Origin of the sequence: Vibrio ezurae NBRC 102218 (genome assembly GCF_000467185.1) — a bacterium.
Lineage (GTDB): Bacteria > Pseudomonadota > Gammaproteobacteria > Enterobacterales > Vibrionaceae > Vibrio > Vibrio ezurae.
On record NZ_BATM01000017.1, the window covers coordinates 1 to 18,779 of the forward strand.

General features: G+C 43.5%; 15 protein-coding genes. 10 read left to right on the plus strand and 5 right to left on the minus strand.

Annotated elements, in window-relative coordinates; translation table 11 throughout:
• Window positions 1-21: 21 nt before the first annotated feature.
• Window positions 22-561, minus strand: coding sequence for an isochorismatase family protein (locus VEZ01S_RS06535; protein ID WP_021713223.1), 540 nt, complete (start codon window positions 559-561; stop codon window positions 22-24).
• Window positions 562-759: 198 nt separating this feature from the next.
• On the opposite strand from VEZ01S_RS06535, the gene VEZ01S_RS06540 reads away from it, so the two are divergent.
• Entirely contained in the window at window positions 760-1,602 is an 843-nt protein-coding gene (locus tag VEZ01S_RS06540; protein WP_021713224.1) for a GlxA family transcriptional regulator, read from the plus strand.
• Between the two features lie 13 nt (window positions 1,603-1,615).
• Here VEZ01S_RS06540 and VEZ01S_RS06545 read toward each other — a convergent pair whose 3' ends face one another.
• On the minus strand, window positions 1,616-2,629 hold the full coding sequence (locus VEZ01S_RS06545) for a helix-turn-helix transcriptional regulator (RefSeq protein WP_021713225.1): 1,014 nt from the start codon (window positions 2,627-2,629) through the stop codon (window positions 1,616-1,618).
• A 130-nt stretch (window positions 2,630-2,759) separates the two neighbouring features.
• Here VEZ01S_RS06545 and VEZ01S_RS06550 point away from each other — a divergent pair, with 130 nt between their 5' ends.
• Entirely contained in the window at window positions 2,760-4,376 is a 1,617-nt protein-coding gene (locus tag VEZ01S_RS06550; RefSeq protein ID WP_021713226.1) for a DNA recombination protein RmuC, read from the plus strand.
• A 3-nt stretch (window positions 4,377-4,379) separates the two neighbouring features.
• Entirely contained in the window at window positions 4,380-4,844 is a 465-nt protein-coding gene (gene ssb, locus VEZ01S_RS06555; protein WP_021713227.1) for a single-stranded DNA-binding protein, read from the plus strand.
• 79 nt (window positions 4,845-4,923) lie between these two features.
• Here the strand turns inward: ssb and VEZ01S_RS06560 are convergent, their stop codons facing one another.
• From VEZ01S_RS06560 to VEZ01S_RS06570, 3 genes are all read right to left on the minus strand, one after another.
• Window positions 4,924-6,000: a threonine aldolase family protein gene (locus tag VEZ01S_RS06560; protein ID WP_021713228.1), complete on the minus strand. Its 1,077-nt coding sequence runs from the start codon at window positions 5,998-6,000 to the stop codon at window positions 4,924-4,926.
• A 44-nt stretch (window positions 6,001-6,044) separates the two neighbouring features.
• A complete protein-coding gene (locus VEZ01S_RS16515) occupies window positions 6,045-7,691 on the minus strand; it encodes an SgrR family transcriptional regulator (RefSeq protein ID WP_021713229.1) in 1,647 nt (548 codons plus the stop codon).
• 113 nt (window positions 7,692-7,804) lie between these two features.
• Window positions 7,805-8,503, minus strand: a complete 699-nt coding sequence (locus tag VEZ01S_RS06570) for a VV20781 family protein (protein WP_021713230.1) — start codon at window positions 8,501-8,503, stop codon at window positions 7,805-7,807.
• Between the two features lie 501 nt (window positions 8,504-9,004).
• Here VEZ01S_RS06570 and VEZ01S_RS06575 point away from each other — a divergent pair.
• The 7 genes from VEZ01S_RS06575 (at window position 9,005) to VEZ01S_RS06605 (ending at window position 18,562) form a co-directional block, all read left to right on the plus strand.
• On the plus strand, window positions 9,005-9,589 hold the full coding sequence (locus tag VEZ01S_RS06575; protein WP_021713231.1) for an outer membrane beta-barrel protein: 585 nt from the start codon (window positions 9,005-9,007) through the stop codon (window positions 9,587-9,589).
• A 230-nt stretch (window positions 9,590-9,819) separates the two neighbouring features.
• Window positions 9,820-11,040, plus strand: coding sequence for an exonuclease subunit SbcD (sbcD, locus tag VEZ01S_RS06580; RefSeq protein WP_040890348.1), 1,221 nt, complete (start codon window positions 9,820-9,822; stop codon window positions 11,038-11,040).
• Entirely contained in the window at window positions 11,037-14,774 is a 3,738-nt protein-coding gene (locus VEZ01S_RS06585) for an SbcC/MukB-like Walker B domain-containing protein (RefSeq protein ID WP_021713233.1), read from the plus strand. Before sbcD ends, VEZ01S_RS06585 begins: the two co-directional genes overlap by 4 nt.
• A 102-nt stretch (window positions 14,775-14,876) precedes the next feature.
• Window positions 14,877-15,764 (plus strand): PA4780 family RIO1-like protein kinase, encoded by an 888-nt coding sequence (locus tag VEZ01S_RS06590; protein ID WP_021713234.1) that lies wholly within the window; start codon window positions 14,877-14,879, stop codon window positions 15,762-15,764.
• 218 nt (window positions 15,765-15,982) lie between these two features.
• The gene (locus VEZ01S_RS06595; RefSeq protein WP_021713235.1) at window positions 15,983-16,771 is read left to right on the plus strand and encodes a hypothetical protein; all 789 of its coding nucleotides are present in this window, start codon (window positions 15,983-15,985) and stop codon (window positions 16,769-16,771) included.
• A gap of 266 nt (window positions 16,772-17,037) precedes the next feature.
• Entirely contained in the window at window positions 17,038-17,604 is a 567-nt protein-coding gene (locus tag VEZ01S_RS06600) for an acyl-CoA thioesterase (protein WP_021713236.1), read from the plus strand.
• A gap of 175 nt (window positions 17,605-17,779) precedes the next feature.
• Window positions 17,780-18,562: an SH3 domain-containing protein gene (locus VEZ01S_RS06605; protein ID WP_021713237.1), complete on the plus strand. Its 783-nt coding sequence runs from the start codon at window positions 17,780-17,782 to the stop codon at window positions 18,560-18,562.
• The last annotated feature ends 217 nt before the right edge of the window (window positions 18,563-18,779 follow it).

Genomic DNA, 18,779 nt, shown 5'->3' on the forward strand with positions numbered 1-18,779 from the left:
GTGATTGGTATAAAACGTCTGCTATTCCATCAATGGCCGTGATTTGAATGCTTGTTCGCTGAGGATTAATGGCACACGCGTAGATACGGCATGTAATGCAATATTGTGAATCATTTCATTCACGGTAGTGGTGCAGTCCATTAGGATTGAGACTTTGTATTTCTCTGCAGCTTTTGAAATCGCAGTATGCGTGACACAGTTTTGCGTCATCATGCCACAGATCAAGAGTTCATCAACCGCGAACTTTTGCAGTGTTTCTTCAAGGGTGGTCTTTTCAAAACCATCAGCAAAAGACTTGATTACCACCGCTGAGTTTGGTGCTAATGCCATGATTTCATGATGAATCTCAGCCCCATGACTGCCTTGATTAAAAAAAGGTGCAATCCCCATTGCTGGATCGGCAATATGCTGAATATGGATGACTGGGATATTACGGGCATTGGCGTTGTTAATGGCGGCTTTTATGTTGCTAAGGGTTTGCTCGGTATTCCAAAGAGGGAATTTTCCCTCCGCGAAGTAATCATTTTGTAAGTCGATAACTAACAGTGCTTTTTGGCTCACATCAATTCTCCATTAAATCTATTGTTGTTTTGCTATGAGAGAGATTATAGATGTGTTGCAGTGCGCATATAACAGTCTAAAATGACATAAATCATGTCGAAAACGACACTTTAAAGAGGTTTGCTTATGAAACGGATCTTGATAGGCATCTGTCATTACCCAAACGCTCTGCAATCGGCGATTTACGGTTTACAATAAATGTTGCAAATGGCAAACAGCATTTGTGCAGAGCAAGCACTTAGCGTGGAGTTTGACGCGGTTATTTTTAATAGTCATTCTCTACCAACGCAACGTTTTTCTGTGATTGTGCTTCCTCCTAGCTTGCATAGTGAAGGTTACATAAGTCCTGATATCGAGCTGATTGATTGGCTTAAAAAGCAGCATAGTCAAGGTGGTGTTTTGGCCTCAGCCTGCGCAGGAGCGTTTATTCTGGCTGCAACCGATACCTTATCGAATCGAAGCGTAACGACTCACTGGGGATTATCGGAATTGTTTTATCAGCAGTTTCCTGATATTTCTTTAGATACTCATCAGATCCTTATCGACCATGGTGATGTGATCAGTGCAGGTGGCATGATGTCATGGCTTGATCTTGGTTTTGAATTAGTGACCAAATACACCTCAGTGAGTGTGATGCGCCAATTAGGGAAAAGATTGGTAGTGGATACAGCCCCCCGAGAACAACGATTTTATCAACAATTTAATCCATCACTCTTACACAATGATACGGCGATCATTGCTATTCAGCAGGCAATGAATGTGCGTTTTGCTGAATCATTGTCGGTTAAGTGGCTTGCTGAACAAGCCAATCTCACTGAACGCACGTTGCAAAGGCGATTTCTCAAGGCCACGGGATACAATCCCAATCAATATTTACAGCGACTTAGGGTGCAAAAGGCCTGTGATTTTTTGGAAAGTACTCAGTTCTCTTTTGATTGGATTGCCAATCAAGTGGGTTATGAAGATAGCAGTGCGTGCCGTAAAGTGTTTATCAAAACGATGGGGCTTACGCCTAGAGAGTTTCGCGCACGCTTTAGTTAGAGGGTGAGAATACTTACTCACTTTTTTGATACTTAGCCAATGCGCTGTGTAAATTATCGATCACTTTATCGCGAATATGTGGCGGTGATAGCACTTCAATTAAGTTGGCGTTTTTCATTAACCACCATTCAAAACCTAGGCTGTCGCGCACTTTGGCTTTGATGGTGGTGATGTTTTTATCTTTATAGATGATTTCTTGGCAGGCAGAGAGCTTGCTTTCTTCTATTAAGTGCAAGCCCTCATAATTGTCAATATTGAGTACGATTTCAATAAACTCACCACCGGAAAAGTGTGGTACGTTTCGCTGAATATACTGTTTTGCGTTAAAGGATTTGTGCGCATTTTGTAGGCTAAAGCCGAGCTTTAGTCGTTTGATCCTATGAATCGCAAAGGTTCGATATTGGTCGGTGTTTTCTTTGACTGCAATCAGATAAAAACTACGGCCATGCAGTACGATCCCGACAGGTTCGACGCTATATTCTTGAGTGTAGGAATCTCCGCGTTTTTGGTAGCTAAGATGTAGGCTACGCTTGTCGACAATGGCCTGTTCAATGTCCTCAATAATGGACTCTTCAAACTGAGGAGAAGTGAGCTGAAACTCTATCGGAGAATAGGTAAAGCGCTCCTTCCACAGCTCGGTTCTTTTATCCAATTCGGCATTGCTGGTACTGATAAGGTTCGCCACTTCTTTGCGCATCGTTGGGGGGAGCATCTGCAACACTTCATGTTCAATAATTTTCAGTGATAGCACGCTACTCATTGCAGAAGGGTTGATTGGATGGGGATGACCTTGGGCAATCTTAATTTGATGAGGGCGAGTATCGGTATTGATCTCAATTGAATAGTAATCAGAAGCCACTTTCGTGATGACTCTTTGCACGGTTTTCATTTGGCTTTTGTCATCAAGGGACGAATCGAGCAATTCGTGTGAGAGGAGCATTTGTTTAAGCTCTAAACTGGTGACATAGGCGGGATGGCAAGGAATGTTTTGCAATACCAACTGATAACGCTCAAATGTTTTCGACACTGTGAGTACCTGATTCATCAACGAAAGACAATAATTGTATATTAAGAGACACTTTTTGTCTCTATGTCAGGCATAATAGTCCCCAGTATTCCGCCATGCTCTGCATAGCTCTTTGATTCAAGGAAAAACCATGACCTTAACGTATGTGATATTTGGCTTAGTATTAGTGATTGCCTCAGTGGTATCGTATTGGGCAGCAAATCGCGCCCAAGCTCAGCTGAAACTAGAGCTTGAACTGGCCAATGCTGAATTGGCGAATCAAACTGAGTTTGCACAAAGCTATCAGCAAAAACTAGAACAAGCGCAGGAAGATATTGGTGATTTAGAAGTGCGCTGCGCACAACTTGGCTCAGAGATGCAAGCATTGCGCGTTTCAGAACACGCTTATCGTAAACAGTCGACCGAAAATGAGCATAGGCTTCGTCAAGCAACGGAAGCTCTTGGACAAGCACAAGTTGCACAAAGCTCAGTCAGTGCCAGTTTAAAAGCCAAGCAAGAACAGTTGCTGGCACACAATGAACGTACCTTAGTATTAGATAACGAACTCAAAGAGCTTAATGATAAATACTCCTTAGCCACAAGGAAGATTGGCGAATTGCATACTGAAATGGATACCAAAGAGGAGCACTTCAAAGCACAAATAGCCCTGCTAAAAGAGAATAAACAAGAGCTGAGCAAAGAGTTTGAACGTTTAGCCAATGAAATCTTAGAGCGTAAAGGTAAGGCTTTTAAAGAGCTGAATACAGAAAGCATGAGCTCCATTTTAAACCCTATTCATCAAGAGCTGAGAGGCTTTAAAAACAAAGTTGAAGATATTCACAGTAAAGAGAGTGAGCAACGTGTTCAGTTGCGCACTGAGTTGCAAAACCTGCAAAAGCTGAATCGTGAAATCACCGATCAAGCCGATAAACTGACCACCGCCTTAAAAGGCGAAAAGAAAGTGCAGGGCAATTGGGGCGAGTTGATGCTGGAGAATGTGCTGGACAACTCTGGGCTGAGATTGGGCACCGATTACAAACGAGAAGTAAGTATAGACAGCGAAGAAGGCCGCTTTAGACCGGATGCGATTGTTTACCTTCCGCAGAAGAAGCATTTAGTCATTGATGCAAAAACGTCATTGAATGCTTACACAAGATACGTCAATTCGGAACAGGCTGCTGAGCGAGAGGTGGCGTTGCGTGAACACGCGAGTGCGGTACGCGATCGCATCAATGAGTTATCGGCTAAGGAGTACAGCAAGCTACCGGGCATTAACTCACCGGAAGTTGTGGTGATGTTTATTCCCATAGAATCGGCCTACGTTGAAGCGCTTAAGGCCGATCCTAATCTATTTCAGTCGGCATTAGAGAAGAACATATTAGTTGCTACTCCAACGACATTGTTAACCAGTTTAAATATTGTTCGTCAATTGTGGCGATTTGAAGAGCAAAATAAACACACGGCTGAATTAGCCAATCGCGCTGAAAAGTTCTATACCAAACTCAATACTTTCTTAAACTCTATGGAAGGTGTTGGGAAGCAGCTGGACAAAGCCAAAGAAACTTATGATAGAGCATTGGGACAGCTGCATACTGGGAAAGGGAATTTAATCAAACAAGCTTCAGAGTTTAAAGAGCTGGGCGTTGCCGTCACTCGAGAGTTACCTCCAGAGTTGGTCGAAAAGGCCAATTTGGAGCTAGAGTATCCAGCAACAAGCTCCGAATTTACGGTGATAGAGCATCGCCAAAATCCAATGATTGAGGAATAAACAATGGCATCACGCGGCATTAATAAAGTCATTATTTTAGGTAACCTAGGTACTGATCCTGAGCTAAGACATTTCTCCAATGGCAATGCGGTAGCGAATTTCACAGTGGCGACTTCGGAAACATGGCAAGACAAAGCGACGGGTCAGCAACGTGAAAAAACGGAATGGCACCGTGTTTCAGTGATGGGGAAATTGGCTGAAATTGCGGGAAATTACCTTAAAAAAGGCTCGCAAGTATACATTGAAGGTCAATTGCAAACACGTAAGTGGCAGGATAAGTCGGGTCAAGAACGGTATACAACAGAAGTGGTTGTGCAAGGCTTTAACGGCACGATGCAAATGCTGGGTGCTCGTCAACAAACGCAACCATCGCAACCTCAATATCAAGATCAATCTCAGCAAAATACGTCTAATCAGCCAGGGCAGTTTACGCCAACTCCTGATGACTACGATGATATTCCGTTCTAGCGAGTGTTATGTCAGCAAGAAGACTGAATAAGTGAGATAAAAAGCCGCTCTATTCATTTTAAGAGCGGCTTTTTAGTGCTTAGTGTGCTTTATTATTTAACCAATCTAATATCTCAATGAAACGGTCGTCATCAAGGTTGAGTAGGGTATCGCCTACGTAAATTTCAACTACCGATTGATTTGGGTTTCCGGTCACTTGAGGAAAGCCGAGCCACACTTTGTGTTCGCTAGCCAGTTGATCTCTGACTTCTAGGGCCGTTTTATGATCAAAAGGCAAAATTAAATGCAGCATATTAGCCTGTGGCTGCGTGGGAGTAATGGCAAACTTAGGGTATTGAGATATTAACGCATACAACTGTTTAGTACGTTCAAATAACGCTGGCATTTGTGCCAACCTTTGATCAAACTGCATCGCTGCTGAAACAATATAAGGGCTTCGGTGAACCACATTGCCCCCTTGTCGCTGCATCCAACGTTTTGCGCGTTTTATAAAGGCGTCTTCTCCCAACAATACCGCGCCGCCTAGACCGCCAAGCCCTTTATATAAAGAGACATACGCGCTATCAAATCCAGCGCTGATTTCATGGTAAGGCTTTTGGTAGTAGGCCGCTGATTCCCATAATCTTGCACCGTCCATGTGTAGGTGAATATTATGATCTTGGCAATGGGATTTTATCTTTTCTAGCTCTGCCCAAGGCAGCAATTGTCCGCCAATTTCTCGCATTGGTAATTCATACAACACAGCGGCGAGTTCGTCAGGACAGTTTTTAAGATCGTCAACGGTCCAAGGTTGGTATCGATTTCCTAATGTGGCGACGGTAAAGCGTTGCTGTAACTGATAGTTTTGGTTTTCGTGGCGCACTATGTGGCTACTTTCGTGCATCGCGACTAATGGGTTTCGTTTATTGCGGCAGGCCAGATCCAGCGCGGTGACTTGCGCCATGGTACCTGTGATGACAAATAAGCCCGCTTCATAACCCAATAGCTTAGCGACTTTCTCCTCGAAGCTTTGAATCAGCTCCCCTGAACCATACACATCGTGATGAATGTCATTTTCTTCACACCATTTCGCCATTTGAGCATAGGTTTCGGCAGGGGTTGGTTCATGATGCCCATAAAGAAACAAGTTACATTGATCTTGCAGATGTTGTGTCATTAAAGTCATCCTTTAGTGAGAGAGCTTAACTTAAGAATAGTGCGTTATATCATTCTGTTGTCAAACCAAATGGTAGAGAGGTTCATAAAGCCCAAACCGTTGACCTCAGTACCTCTAAGGCTCTGATGGCTTTGAAACGAAATAGATTTTCGCCAAAGGGGTACAATTCTATTTTGCTCTAAATACCGACGTTCTAGTTGGGCTAATATGTCTTGAATATTGTTACTTTTTTGCACTTCTGACTGCCATTGTTGTCGCTTAAATGGCGTCAAGAGATTCACCGCAGGTTCACTTAACAGCATCCAGTAATAGTGATCCAATATTGAATCTTGTCCCACGAGGAAATCATTGATCCACAGCTCGGCTTTACTCAGCTCTTCCACGTATTCAATTTGCACCCCAAGCTCGCTAAAACGATGCCACATATGATGTAAATCTTGATGATGATTTGCCAAAATTTTTATGGAATGAGGCAGTGCTACTTTGAGTTCAGAGTCATTGTCGGTCAGCGATAAGGGCATGTCACTGGGTTGAAATAGATGACTGCACAGATGATGCGTTTCTTGGTAGTGACTGAGTAAAATTTGACGACAAACTCGCGCGATGGCATTGCGACTGGTGTTATCGAGCCTGTGGCTTAAGCATAAGCTCTTAGTGCCCAGTTGAGAGGTGTGAATACCGTCTCTTGCTTGAGACTTAGTGTCCAGTTCTTCATATTCGAACAAGTGGCCAATAGAAGTCTTATTTGTTCTGATGACATGCCAAAAATCGGCTTTTCTTAATATGCCGTGCTGAGCGAAATATTGGGTGTTTTTTTGCAAGCTCCAATGATCCGTCTTGCGGTTTCCCCAATAATAAGGACCCGTACCATAAGGGTATTCAGGTTCACTTGGGTTATCTAGAAATATCGCCGCATGAATATCCGCTAAAGCATGTAAAAAGATAGGGTCATCGTAATGTAGGGTAATAGATACCCATTGTTTATCGACATCAATGCTTTTTACGCATCGGTAAAGATCATTGGCAATGATCGAATCATCGCTATGCGCAAGTAAGGAGTCTTTAACATGCTCTGGGGTCAATAATACGCCATTATGAAAATACACATCAGGCCGAATACGGAAATAGTAAGTAAGATCTTCTTGGTAGTATTGGTGCGCAAGATGAGGCTCGAATTTTTTCGTCGCCTCGTTGAATCTAATTAACGTATCAAACAATACCGTGACATACATACCGGCATTTCGGTCTTGCATGTACATAGGATGACAAAGGGGCAGGGTGTACGGAACCAATGAGACAAGTTCGTCAGAGCGTTCGCCACCGTTTGATAGCTCTGCTATCCAATCGGGAAGGTGCTGTTTAAATACGGTTTGATATTGAAAAATATCGGCATAACGAGAGGCTTCATTAAGCTCTCCTTTAGCAACGTAATCTTTTATCACGTCACAGAGTACTTCGTGAAAAGAGCGTTTGACTTGCAGTTGAGTTTTGATGCCGCGTCCGCGTCCAGGAGTCCAATCTATCCAATCTAGATCGCGCAGATTCTTCATGGTTTTCGCGACATTTCGCGTTGAACATGACATGACCTGAGCTAACGTTTGGCTATCAACCACTGTAGCTTCTGTACCGAAAAATCGGTCCAGTTGTTTAAGACGATTGAGGTGAATGGTGCTGCTGGTCTTTTCGGTCATTATGCCTAACTTAAGATGAACAAATAGATGAACTACTAATACAATAGTTCATCTATTTTAAGGATCAACACCTAAGGCATTGCCTTGGAAGGTTTATTTGCAGGTTACAAAGATTAGTCGTCTTCTCTGTTCTCTGGTCTCCAGCTTAATGCGCTGGCAATACTACCCACAACAACGGTATCACGTTGGCTGTCAGTTAGCTCAGGAAGCATTTGAATGCTGATTGAACCATTGGTCTGTGTTGCTGCCACTTCTTTACCGTCAATAGTAAAGCTGTAACCTAGAGGTTGACCTGTTTCAAATGCAGAACCTTGTGCTTTCTTCACTGCTGCAAGTTGGATTTTAACGCCGTTTACGCTAACAAAACCGCTTTCTTTACTGGCACCCATTAGAGAGTGTTCTGCGGTGATTTCATAAGTACCAACAGATTGACCATCTTCTGTGATGTCACATTTGAATGGTTTAGCTTTTGAAGATAAGCCTAGGCTTGCAAGACTTAGGTTAGATTCTTTACCAGAACATTGAAGTTTCCAGTGTTTGCCATCTTTACTATCTAGCTCAGCCATCATGCTGCCTTGGGTAGAACCCATAACACCAAAGTAGCTTGATTTGTTAGAATCACGAGTAAAACGGCCATTATATAGCTCAGCAACTTTAAAAGAGCCTTCGTCACCAAAACCACCAAATTTACCGTCAACTGTTACAGGAAGAACAGGTTGAGCGCTAACAGCGTCTGACTTAACCATAATTGCTGTAGAGGCACAACCAAATAGGCTGCTTGCAACCAGTAGACCTAACGTTAACTTTTTCATAGTATTCCTAAAATATGCTCTATCGATGAATTCACTATATGAAACACTCACAGACAAAAAGAGGAAGAGTCTTCTCTTGGGAGTTCCACTTTTAAAATGCATAAATCGATGTTGATTTGCGTGAAGGGTCTCAGAAAGAAGAGTTCAAATGCGTCCTATATTTTGCATTCGATGCGTAAACCCCTTGAATAAAGGTGAATAGCAACGGCTATTTTTGCTTATATAGAAAGCAGAATAGCAGGTACAGTGTTCGGTATCGTCAGGTAAAAAGGCTTGAAGCTTCTGGCTTTGTGTCAATATTGAAACCATTGTTTGAGTATATGCGTGCTTATTTTGCGCTTGATTAAAAGTGGGGGTGTCTTTATTTAGGCTTGTATGTCCAAAAGTGTTCTTTTTATCTTCATGAAGCATAAAAGTGGAACTGGCTAAATATCACTGTTCGCTTTTTAAGTGTGATTCCGGTCGTATACTTTTTGCATTCAAGTTGAAGGAGAATTCACAATGAAAAATTTCAAGTGGGCAATTTTAGGCGTTGCATTAGTAGCGGGTTATGCAAGCGCAGACGAAGCCAACACGACAACAAGTAATGATGATGCCGGATTTTTCTCTGGTATTACTCTTGGTGCAGGTTATGCGAGTGACAGTAACGTCGATGGTAAAACGTTAAACGGTTACACAATTTACTCTCGTGGCTACCTAGTACCGTCATTAAAAGATTACTTGTTCACCGATTTTCGTTGGTCACACACATCAAGTGATGATGAAGATCCGGCGGTAACTGGACCAAATCATATTATCTCATTTTCTAAATATGATTTAGAACGCACTCAAGCAAACATTGGTGTTGACTATCCATTCCAAGCGACTCAAAGCATCAGCATCAAACCATACTTAACCGCGGGTTGGGCATGGGACACATTAGAAGTTGATGGTCGTAAAGGCCACGACAACGGTGTGATTGCAGCATTAGGTCTAGAAACTCAATTCGGTCAACACGTTGTGACTAACTTGGGTTATTCAGAGCAATTCTCTGGTGACTTAAAAGCAGACCAATTTATGCTTGATGTTGGTTACAAATTTAAGTAATCGCAAAGTTGTAAATAGTACCGTAAATTACACGTTATCTATCGCCCCCAAATACTTCGGTATTTGGGGGCTTTTTTTGTCTTTATGCTTCTCAATGTTGTCTTAAGAAAGGATTGAGAAGCTACACAGGGTCATTTATTATCTATAGTCTTCAGTATCCTGTGATAGCAGATACTGTGACCATTCAATCTCATACATTGCACCTAAACCACTCTTATTCGTTGGTCTTAATGAAAATACTGCACACTTCAGATTGGCACCTTGGCCAAAATTTCTTCAATAAAACCCGTCTTTATGAACATCAGCAGTTTATTGATTGGCTATTAGATACCGTCGCCTCAGAAAAAGTAGACTGCGTGATCATCGCCGGTGATATCTTTGATACCGGCACTCCTCCTAGTTATGCCCGTGAATTGTATAACCGTTTTGTGGTAGAGATGCATCATTTGAATTGTCAGCTCGTGGTGTTAGGGGGCAATCATGATTCTGTGGCAATGCTCAATGAATCCAAGCAGTTACTAAAGCAACTGCACACTCAAGTAGTGGCCAGCGCCAGTGAAGAAGGCACGGTATTAGAGGTGCAAAACGCGCAAGGCGAAACGGGCGCCATCATTTGTGCGGTTCCTTTTATTCGCCCCAGAGATGTATTGAAAAGTGTGGCGGGAGAATCTGGCGCGGAAAAACAAAAAGCGCTAGGTGAAGCCATTAAAGTGCATTACGCCCATTTATATCAACAAGCGCTTGAGCATCGTCAGTTGCTAGGCGCGCAAGTGCCTATCATTGCAACTGGGCACTTGACTGCGTTAGGCGTGAGCCAATCAGAGTCTGTACGTGATATTTATATTGGTTCCCTTGACGGCTTTGCAGCTGATGGATTTCCTCCTGCTGATTACATTGCACTAGGGCACATTCATCGACCGCAAAAAGTAGCAAAGACCGAACATATCCGATACAGCGGTTCACCTATTTTCCTTAGCTTTGACGAGCTAAAGTCAATAAAAAAAGTGATGCTGGTAGAGTTTACCTTAGACACTCTAGTCCAGATAGAAAGCAAACCAATCCCCAGTTTTCAGCCTATGTATAGCTTAAAAGGGGATCTTCTGAGCCTAGAGCAACAAATTAATCAACTGGTTGTTCCTGACGAGCAAAGCGTGTGGCTGTCGATTGAAGTGGAAGTGCAAGATTATTTGAGTGACTTGCAGCAAGCCATTCAAAAATTGATTGGTGATCGTAATATTGAAGTGCTGCAATTGCGCCGTTCTCGCGTTCAAAAACAGCGTACATTGTCACAGCAGAGTGTCGAAACCTTATCTGAATTGACGCCAATGGACGTATTTGAAAAGCGTTTAGCCATTGAAGAGTTTGATGGTGAACACGATCAAGCGCGCGCCAAGCGTATTACCACCAAATTTCAACAAATTGCCCTTGAAGTGCAACAGGAAAGCAAATGAAAATACTGCGTTTGACCTTTGAAAACTTGAACTCTTTAAAAGGTAAATGGCATATAGATTTTACCTCTAAGTCCTTTGTCGAAAGCGGTTTGTTTGCGATTACAGGCCCAACAGGGGCAGGAAAAACCACCATTTTAGATGCGATTTGTTTGGCTATTTATCATGAAACGCCACGTCTTGGTCAGCTCTCCACTAGCAACAATGAGATCATGACGCGAGGCTGTGCAAGTTGCAGTGCAGAAGTTGAATTTGAGGTTAAGGGCAAGGCTTATCGTGCGCACTGGAGCATGCGACGCTCTCGCAATAAAGCCGATGGTAATTTGCAACCTGCCACCGTTGAGTTAGCGGAGGTGGCGTCGGGCTCAATCATTGCGGATAAGGTGAAGACCAAGCTTGATCAGGTAAATAGCATTACAGGGTTAGACTTTGCCCGTTTCACCAAATCCATGATGCTGTCACAAGGGCAGTTTGCCGCCTTTTTAAATGCCAATGCGAATGCGCGCGCCGAGTTACTTGAAGAGTTAACGGGCACAGAGGTGTATGGTTTGATCTCTGAACGCGTACACCAAAGTTACAGCCAAGCAAAAGTCACACTGGACACGCTTAATGCCCGAGCTGATGGCGTGGCGCTGTTGTCCGAAGAAGCTCGCCAAGCGTTAGATGCGCAATTAGCAGAGCTTGCCGATACAAGCGATAGGCAACAACAACAATTGGCTCTGCATCAAAAGCAGCAGCAGTGGTGTGTTGAGCACAATAAACTGCAACAAAACGTGACAGTGCAACAAACTGCGTTAGAGGTTGCGGCGGTCGCGCACCAAGAACTGCAACCTCAACGGGGCAGACTGCAACGCAGTCAACCCGCGGAGCGAATGCGTGCAGACTACGAGTTGTGGAACAGTGCGCAACTTGAACAAACCCGTATTGCTGAGCAAATACAAAGTCAAAAATCACACTTGGCCTTGCAACAAGATGCGTTGCAGTCTCTGCAAACTTCAGTACAAACCGCTGAGCATGCACTACAGCAAACACGACAGGCGCAAACGACGCTTCGTCAATTGATTCAGCAACAAGTAGTGCCTCTAGATACGCGCATTCAACAGCAAAATACCGCCCTTGCTGAGCAGAAACAGAAAAGCGAGCAAGCGAATAACGCATTTAAGCAGCTTAATGCGAAAAAGGTGAACATTGAATGCGAGAGAGAGCAGGCAAAGCAGTCGCTTGAAAAAGGCCAAGCCTATTTAAAAACGCACGCCGGTGATGCGATTTTACAAAGTTCACTGGCGCTGTGGGAGCAGAGGTATAAACAGAGCGTTGAAGCCCATCAAAAGGCACGACAAGTCACGCAACTTCTTGAACAGTTGAGCGCGCAACGTACTGATAAATTAGCGACGCTCAGTCAAAAACAGGCACATGAACAACAGACAGTGCAAGCACTGGATGTGTTGCAAAAGGATCTCAATACCGCCCAGCAACAGTTTATGGAATTATTGCAACAAGGGGATGAATCGTCACTTCTGGCTAAGTTACAATCGTTGCAAAACCATCATCCAAATTACCTAAAGCTCGAACAAGGTAATAGCCTTTATTCTGATACCGTAACAGAACGTCAGCAGTTGATTCAAGCGATTGAGAAGCAACGCATAACGCTTGAAGCACAAACGAAACAAGTGTCACAGCTTCGCCATGAATTAACGTTATGTGAGCAAAGCATTGCTGATATTAATCAGCTATTAGCGCAAGAAAGTGAGCTGGCAAAATACCGTGCCCAGCTACATATGGGGGAAGCGTGCCCTTTGTGTGGATCCCTTGATCATCCTGCGTTAAGCACTGCGGATAACCTCGACAATGATGTGCTTGCGTTAGGTCAGCGTTTGACACAGACCCAAGCCCGTTTTACGTCACTGAATCAAGACTATAAACAGCAAGAAGCTCAGCTAAATACCTTGAGTAGTCACTTGCAACACAGCGTAGAACAAGAACGTCGTTTGGCTCATAAATGCGCGGAACTAGAGCAAAGGTGGCAGAGCTTTACGCATCAGTTAGGTTTATCTTTGAGCTTAGGTGAGCCTCAAGCCGTTACGCAGTTAATCGATGATAATCAAGCGCGACAGAGCTCAATTAATAATCAGCTTAATCAGTTGCTGGCATTACAAAAAGCCAGAGATGAAGCACAGCGGATTTTTCATGCTAAGCAAAATGCCTTAGTCGAGGTGAAGCGAACCCTTGATGCTGAGCAAAATGCAATCGCTTTGATTGAGAGTCAATGGCAAGTGGCTACTCAAGATGCTAAGCAGTGGCATGAATCTGCTGTTGTGGCTGGGCAACAACTGACGCATGACATTCAAGGAGCTGGCTTTGATTTTTCAATTGAGCGTGCTGATATCTGGTTTGATCAAAAACGAAGTGATCTCGCCATCTGGAATACGACTTCTGAAGACACCCGCAAAGCTGAACAGGTGCACGCTAATCTTCAAACTCAAATGGGTGCGCTACTTGAATCAATAGAGGCTAGTGCGTTATCTGCGAGCAATGAAGATGCTCGGCTGCAAAAAATCCAATCACAGCTTGATGAAGATCAGCACCAAAGGCGCGCTGTATTTGGTGATAAGTGCAGCAGTGGTGAATCTGAGAAAATGCGTATTGAGGTTGAACGTTGTGAGCTTGCCTGCAACGATGCGCGCGCTACGCGTGACAACGCATTGGCAAGGGTGGCAAAGCTTGCTGGTCAACTCGATACGATGACCGTTCAATATACTCAGTTAACGAATGATGTAAAACATCGAGGGCAAGTCTGGAATCAGCAGTTGCAACAAAGTCCTTTTGCTGAGGTTGCTGAGTTTAAAAGTGCGCTGCTGTCTGAGCAGGAAAGAGACGCGCTTGTTGAGCAAATTGAACGCAGTAATCATGCTCTTGAAAATGCAAAAACGCTGTACGACAGCGCATCAACGGCTTTCTTGGAACATCAACGCCAGTTTGAACAAGCCAGTGGCGACAATGAAACATGGGCTACATTTTCATCTCAGAGCAAGGCGTTAGAGGATCACCCACTGACCGATTGTTCTATTGCGGATATTGAGGCAAGTATGGCCGAGCTTAGTGCAAGCATAGAGCAGACGATGAAAAGACAAGGGGAGCTGTCTCAACAACGCGTAACCGATCAGAGTAATCGTGAACGTTTAAAAGATTTGGTTGCTGAAATTGAGACGTTTGAGCAAGAGTTCAGTGATATTTCTCATCTTAATTCTCTCGTGGGCTCTGCAAAAGGGGATAAATTTAGAAAATTTGCCCAAGGCCTGACTTTAGAAAATTTGGTGTATCTAGCCAATAAGCATCTCTCTCGTTTTTATGGTCGTTATGAATTGCAACGGAAATCGGATGATGGCTTGTCGCTACAGGTACTCGATACATGGCAAGGGGATAGCGTGCGGGATACTAAAACCTTATCCGGCGGAGAGAGCTTTTTAGTCAGTCTGGCATTGGCACTGGCGCTATCGGATTTAGTCAGTCACAAAACCAGTATTGATTCTTTATTCTTAGATGAAGGTTTTGGCACGTTAGATGCGCAAACATTAGATATGGCGCTTGACGCGCTCGATAATTTGAACGCTTCTGGAAAAATGATTGGCGTCATCAGTCATGTCGATGCGATGAAAGAGCGCATCCCAGTGCAAATTAGAGTTTCCAAACGCAGTGGGCTAGGAGTGAGTGCGCTTGAGAGTGAGTTTTCGGCGTAAATGCATCGCTAAACTTGAGCTTAGATGAGGAATTTCAGGCAATAACTTCTTTATATGACGGTTAATATGTCATCTGTAACATAACTGCTGTATAAAGGCGCCATGAAAATACCTAAAAGAATACAGCCTTTAGTTGACGACGGTCTGGTCGACGAGGTTAAAAGCCAACTGATGAGTGGCAAAGAAGCTTCGGTGTACATTGTGCGCTGTGGTGAGACGATCCGTTGTGCCAAAGTGTATAAGGAAATCAGCCAACGCAGTTTTAAGAAAGCGGCAGCCTACCGTGAAGGTCGTAAGGTACGTAATAGCCGCCGCGCCAGAGCGATGGAGAAAGGCTCTGGATTTGGTCGCGATCAACAAGAAAAAGTGTGGCAAAACGCCGAGGTGGATGCGCTGTATAAATTGGCGGCCGCTGGGGTAAGAGTGCCACAGCCCTTTGGCTGCTTTGATGGCGTACTGCTGATGGAGCTGGTCACTGACGATGAAGGCTATGTTGCGCCTCGCTTAAATGATGTGTTGATGTCAGAAGAGCAAGCCATTGAAGATCATCTAGTGATGATGAGCTACGTGGTGAAAATGCTATGCGCGGGTTTGATTCACGGTGATTTATCCGAATTTAATGTGCTGGTTGATGAATACGGGCCAGTGATTATTGATTTACCGCAAGCGGTGGACGCATCCGCCAATAACAACGCTGAATGGATGCTTACTCGAGATATTAATAACATTCGTGATTATTATGCGCAGTTTGCCCCGCAACTTGCCCAGACAGAATACGCCAAAGAAATCTGGTCACTGTTTGAAAAGGGCGAGCTAAAGCCTGACAGTGAGCTAAGTGGCATATATCAGGAAGTGGAAACGGCGGCAGATATTGACATTATCATGCAAGAAATTGACGCCGCGCGCGCAGCAGAGCTTGAACGTAGAGAGCGTGCGAAAGAAGCCAGTGAAGGGATAGACGATAGTAAGTTTAACTGGTCTGAGTCTTAATTAATCTATTTTTTTACCAACACTATGAATATAGCCCTGTCATCGCTTCATCACAGTCTGCGATAGGGCTATTTTTGATTTGCATCAGCGAATGCAAACTTAATTGTGAAATGTATATAACCGCGTTAAATTGTCAGAAAATCTCTGCAAAACCTTACTTTTCTTAGCACAACGTATACCATCAAACTGTCTCATTTATAAATTCAGGGAAGACAGTTATGAGTGCACTACGTATCCCAATGATCAAGTTTGGCTTTGACTTCGATTTATTGATTAAGTCTTGGGAGGATAAGTTAGATGGTTTTCGCGTGGTCGATGACACGCTTACGCCGCTTGAGGGCGGTTTAGGTATGGGCTTTGATATCCTTCGAGAGTTTGATACCGCAGGTTGGCGCGAGCAAATTCCTACCAAACTGCTTGAGATCACCCAACCTTTTCCTGAATATCAATACCAAATGTTATGGCTTGCCGCCAATGAGCCGACGGCGCTTGAGTTCTTATACCAACGTCCTATTTTATTAGCGCTGATTTGTCGTCACTGCAATGTGGATAACAAAGTGGCACAAATACTTTGTAGGCGAGGGCAACTGGGTGCACTTGAAGCTCTAGGACTGGATGCGACAGATGCCGCACTATCGTTTATTGATAAATTAACGTTAGATTTTGATGTTGGCGATGAGTACGTACACATTAGTCGACTGCTCGATAACGGTGAAAAACGCTACCGCGAATTCAAAGAGTATCCGCATATTACTTACGCATGCCTTAGGCTAGACAGCATTTTTCCAGAATTTAGTGGTAAACCGTTAGGTTTAGCGATGTTAAATCATGGAGAGGCACAAATTAGCCCCGCGGATTTTCAAAAAATCTATGAGGTGGGTAAACAATTGAAGATTGAGAATGTGTTAAGTGTGATGAGTGAGCAAGACTCTTCTTTGCAGTTGAGTGCACTGTATGAACGCTGGGTAGCATTAAAACGACAAGATACGCATTTATCACTGGTGTAAGTACAGCGTGACTCTCTATTGTGTGCTGAATTTTTCGGTGAATTTAGATTGAGCGGCCAAATTACTTGATAGAAGTGATTTGGCTTTTATCCATCAACAACCTAGAACCGTATTAATAACTCTTGTTTTAAATAACCCTTCTTTTTGCACAATTCTGCACCCAAATTCGTAGTTTGCACTCTTTATAGCTACACTCATCTGACCACCTTCGTGTCGATTGAATCTACAACTTGATTCTCCATGTTATTGTTTAGGGAGAGACAAACATGTATCCATTGTTCCGACTTGCTAAAGTGACTTGGCAAGCCAACAAGCAACCCTCGTTAACCATAGCGGACAAAAGCACCACTGAGTTTTATTGTCACCCTTGGGATTTAGACATATTCAATGAACTAAATAATGGTCGAGTGCTGACTCTATACGATCTTGGTAGGACTAATCTTGGTATTCGTTGTGGGTTAATGAAAGTACTTGCTCGGCATCAATGGGCGCTGGTGGTTGCGGGCAGTTCTGTACGTTATAGGAAGCGGGTACATCTATTTAATAAAATCACGATGCACACGCAATGTGTCGGTTTCGATGATAAGTGGCTGTATGTCGAGCAATCCATGTGGGTGAAAGGAGAACCGACTTCTTCGGTATTAATTCGAGCAGGTATCACCTCCAAACAAGGTATTGTCAGTCCTATTCGAGTATTAGACGCCATACAACAATCTAATCCATTTACTGAGCTTCCTATGTGGGTTAACGAGTGGGTTGATTCCGAGCAGCATCGCCCATGGCCGCCTTTAGCGGGCAATAACGAAGCTGAAACGGCGCAGCAAAGCGTATAATGAACTGGCGATAGAGGTGCATAAATAAGATGAGAAAAGCCAGCATGGGTTGCTTTGCAACACAAAAGTGGCATGAAGTGATAAAAGTATTGGGTGTGATTAAGGTATTATCTTAGTTTCGTTGCCATATTGCTTGCTAAAAGCAGGGCGCATGAGTTTTGGCTAGGGTAAATAGATGGATTGTGATTCAGAGAGCAGTTTTGTTGGCAACTTGCTAGGCATGGTCTTATTTGGCTTTATGTTTTATGGGCTATATAAAATGGCCGTATTGTGCTTTAAAGCCCTTGCTCTGCTTATCATTGGCATATACAAAATTTTTGATTTTTGCGTGCTAGTGATTGCCTTGCTCATCAGCCGATCTGAAAGAGACGATCATTGGTATGATAGTTCGGGTCTGCGTGCCTTGCTCACGATACCGCTCATGATATTGACTTGTACATTGACAGTGTTTGCGATGAATAGCTCAAATGAGCATATGGAGAGAAGTCATCTAGTGCGCAGCGCCATTGCTCGACAATCCCAAACCGCACTTACAACAGATTCCTCTCAAATTAAGCAATCTCAAACAAAACAAGCCGCCACAAAGCCTCAAGTTGTTCACGCGCAGTTATTGAATATTCGCTCTAACCCCAACGCAAAAGCAGGCGTTGTTGGTCAAGTAGGGCGAGATAGCATTGTTTTGGTCAATAAAACTCAAGGTGCATGGTCTGAAATTAGCGATAACAACACGCGAGGATGGGTAGCATCTCGTTATTTAACAGCGGCACAGAATACGATTTACGCTCATGTTTCGGCAATTAAGTTAAACGTGCGCAATGCACCGCAAACTGGCGCAGTAGTGTTTCAGCTAAATAAAGGTGACACGATCACCATCGACTCTAGCCGTAATAACTGGGTAAAAATCAAATATAAAGAGAAGTCTGGTTGGGTTGCTCAACGATTTTTAGATTTAATGTAATGAATGATGGGGGACTAACATTTCCGATAACTTAGGGATTTCGTTTGTCTTATTCGTTTTTTATTTACTTTAAGTGAGCAAGGCAAAGTGTTGACCATATGTATTGCTAGTTGTTCTTTCGATTTGTTATACGAACCGCTAACTGACTTGCCGTCAATCACTATTACTTCACCTTGTCTGAGTTCATTCCCCTATTTTATCCACTCAATAAAATTAC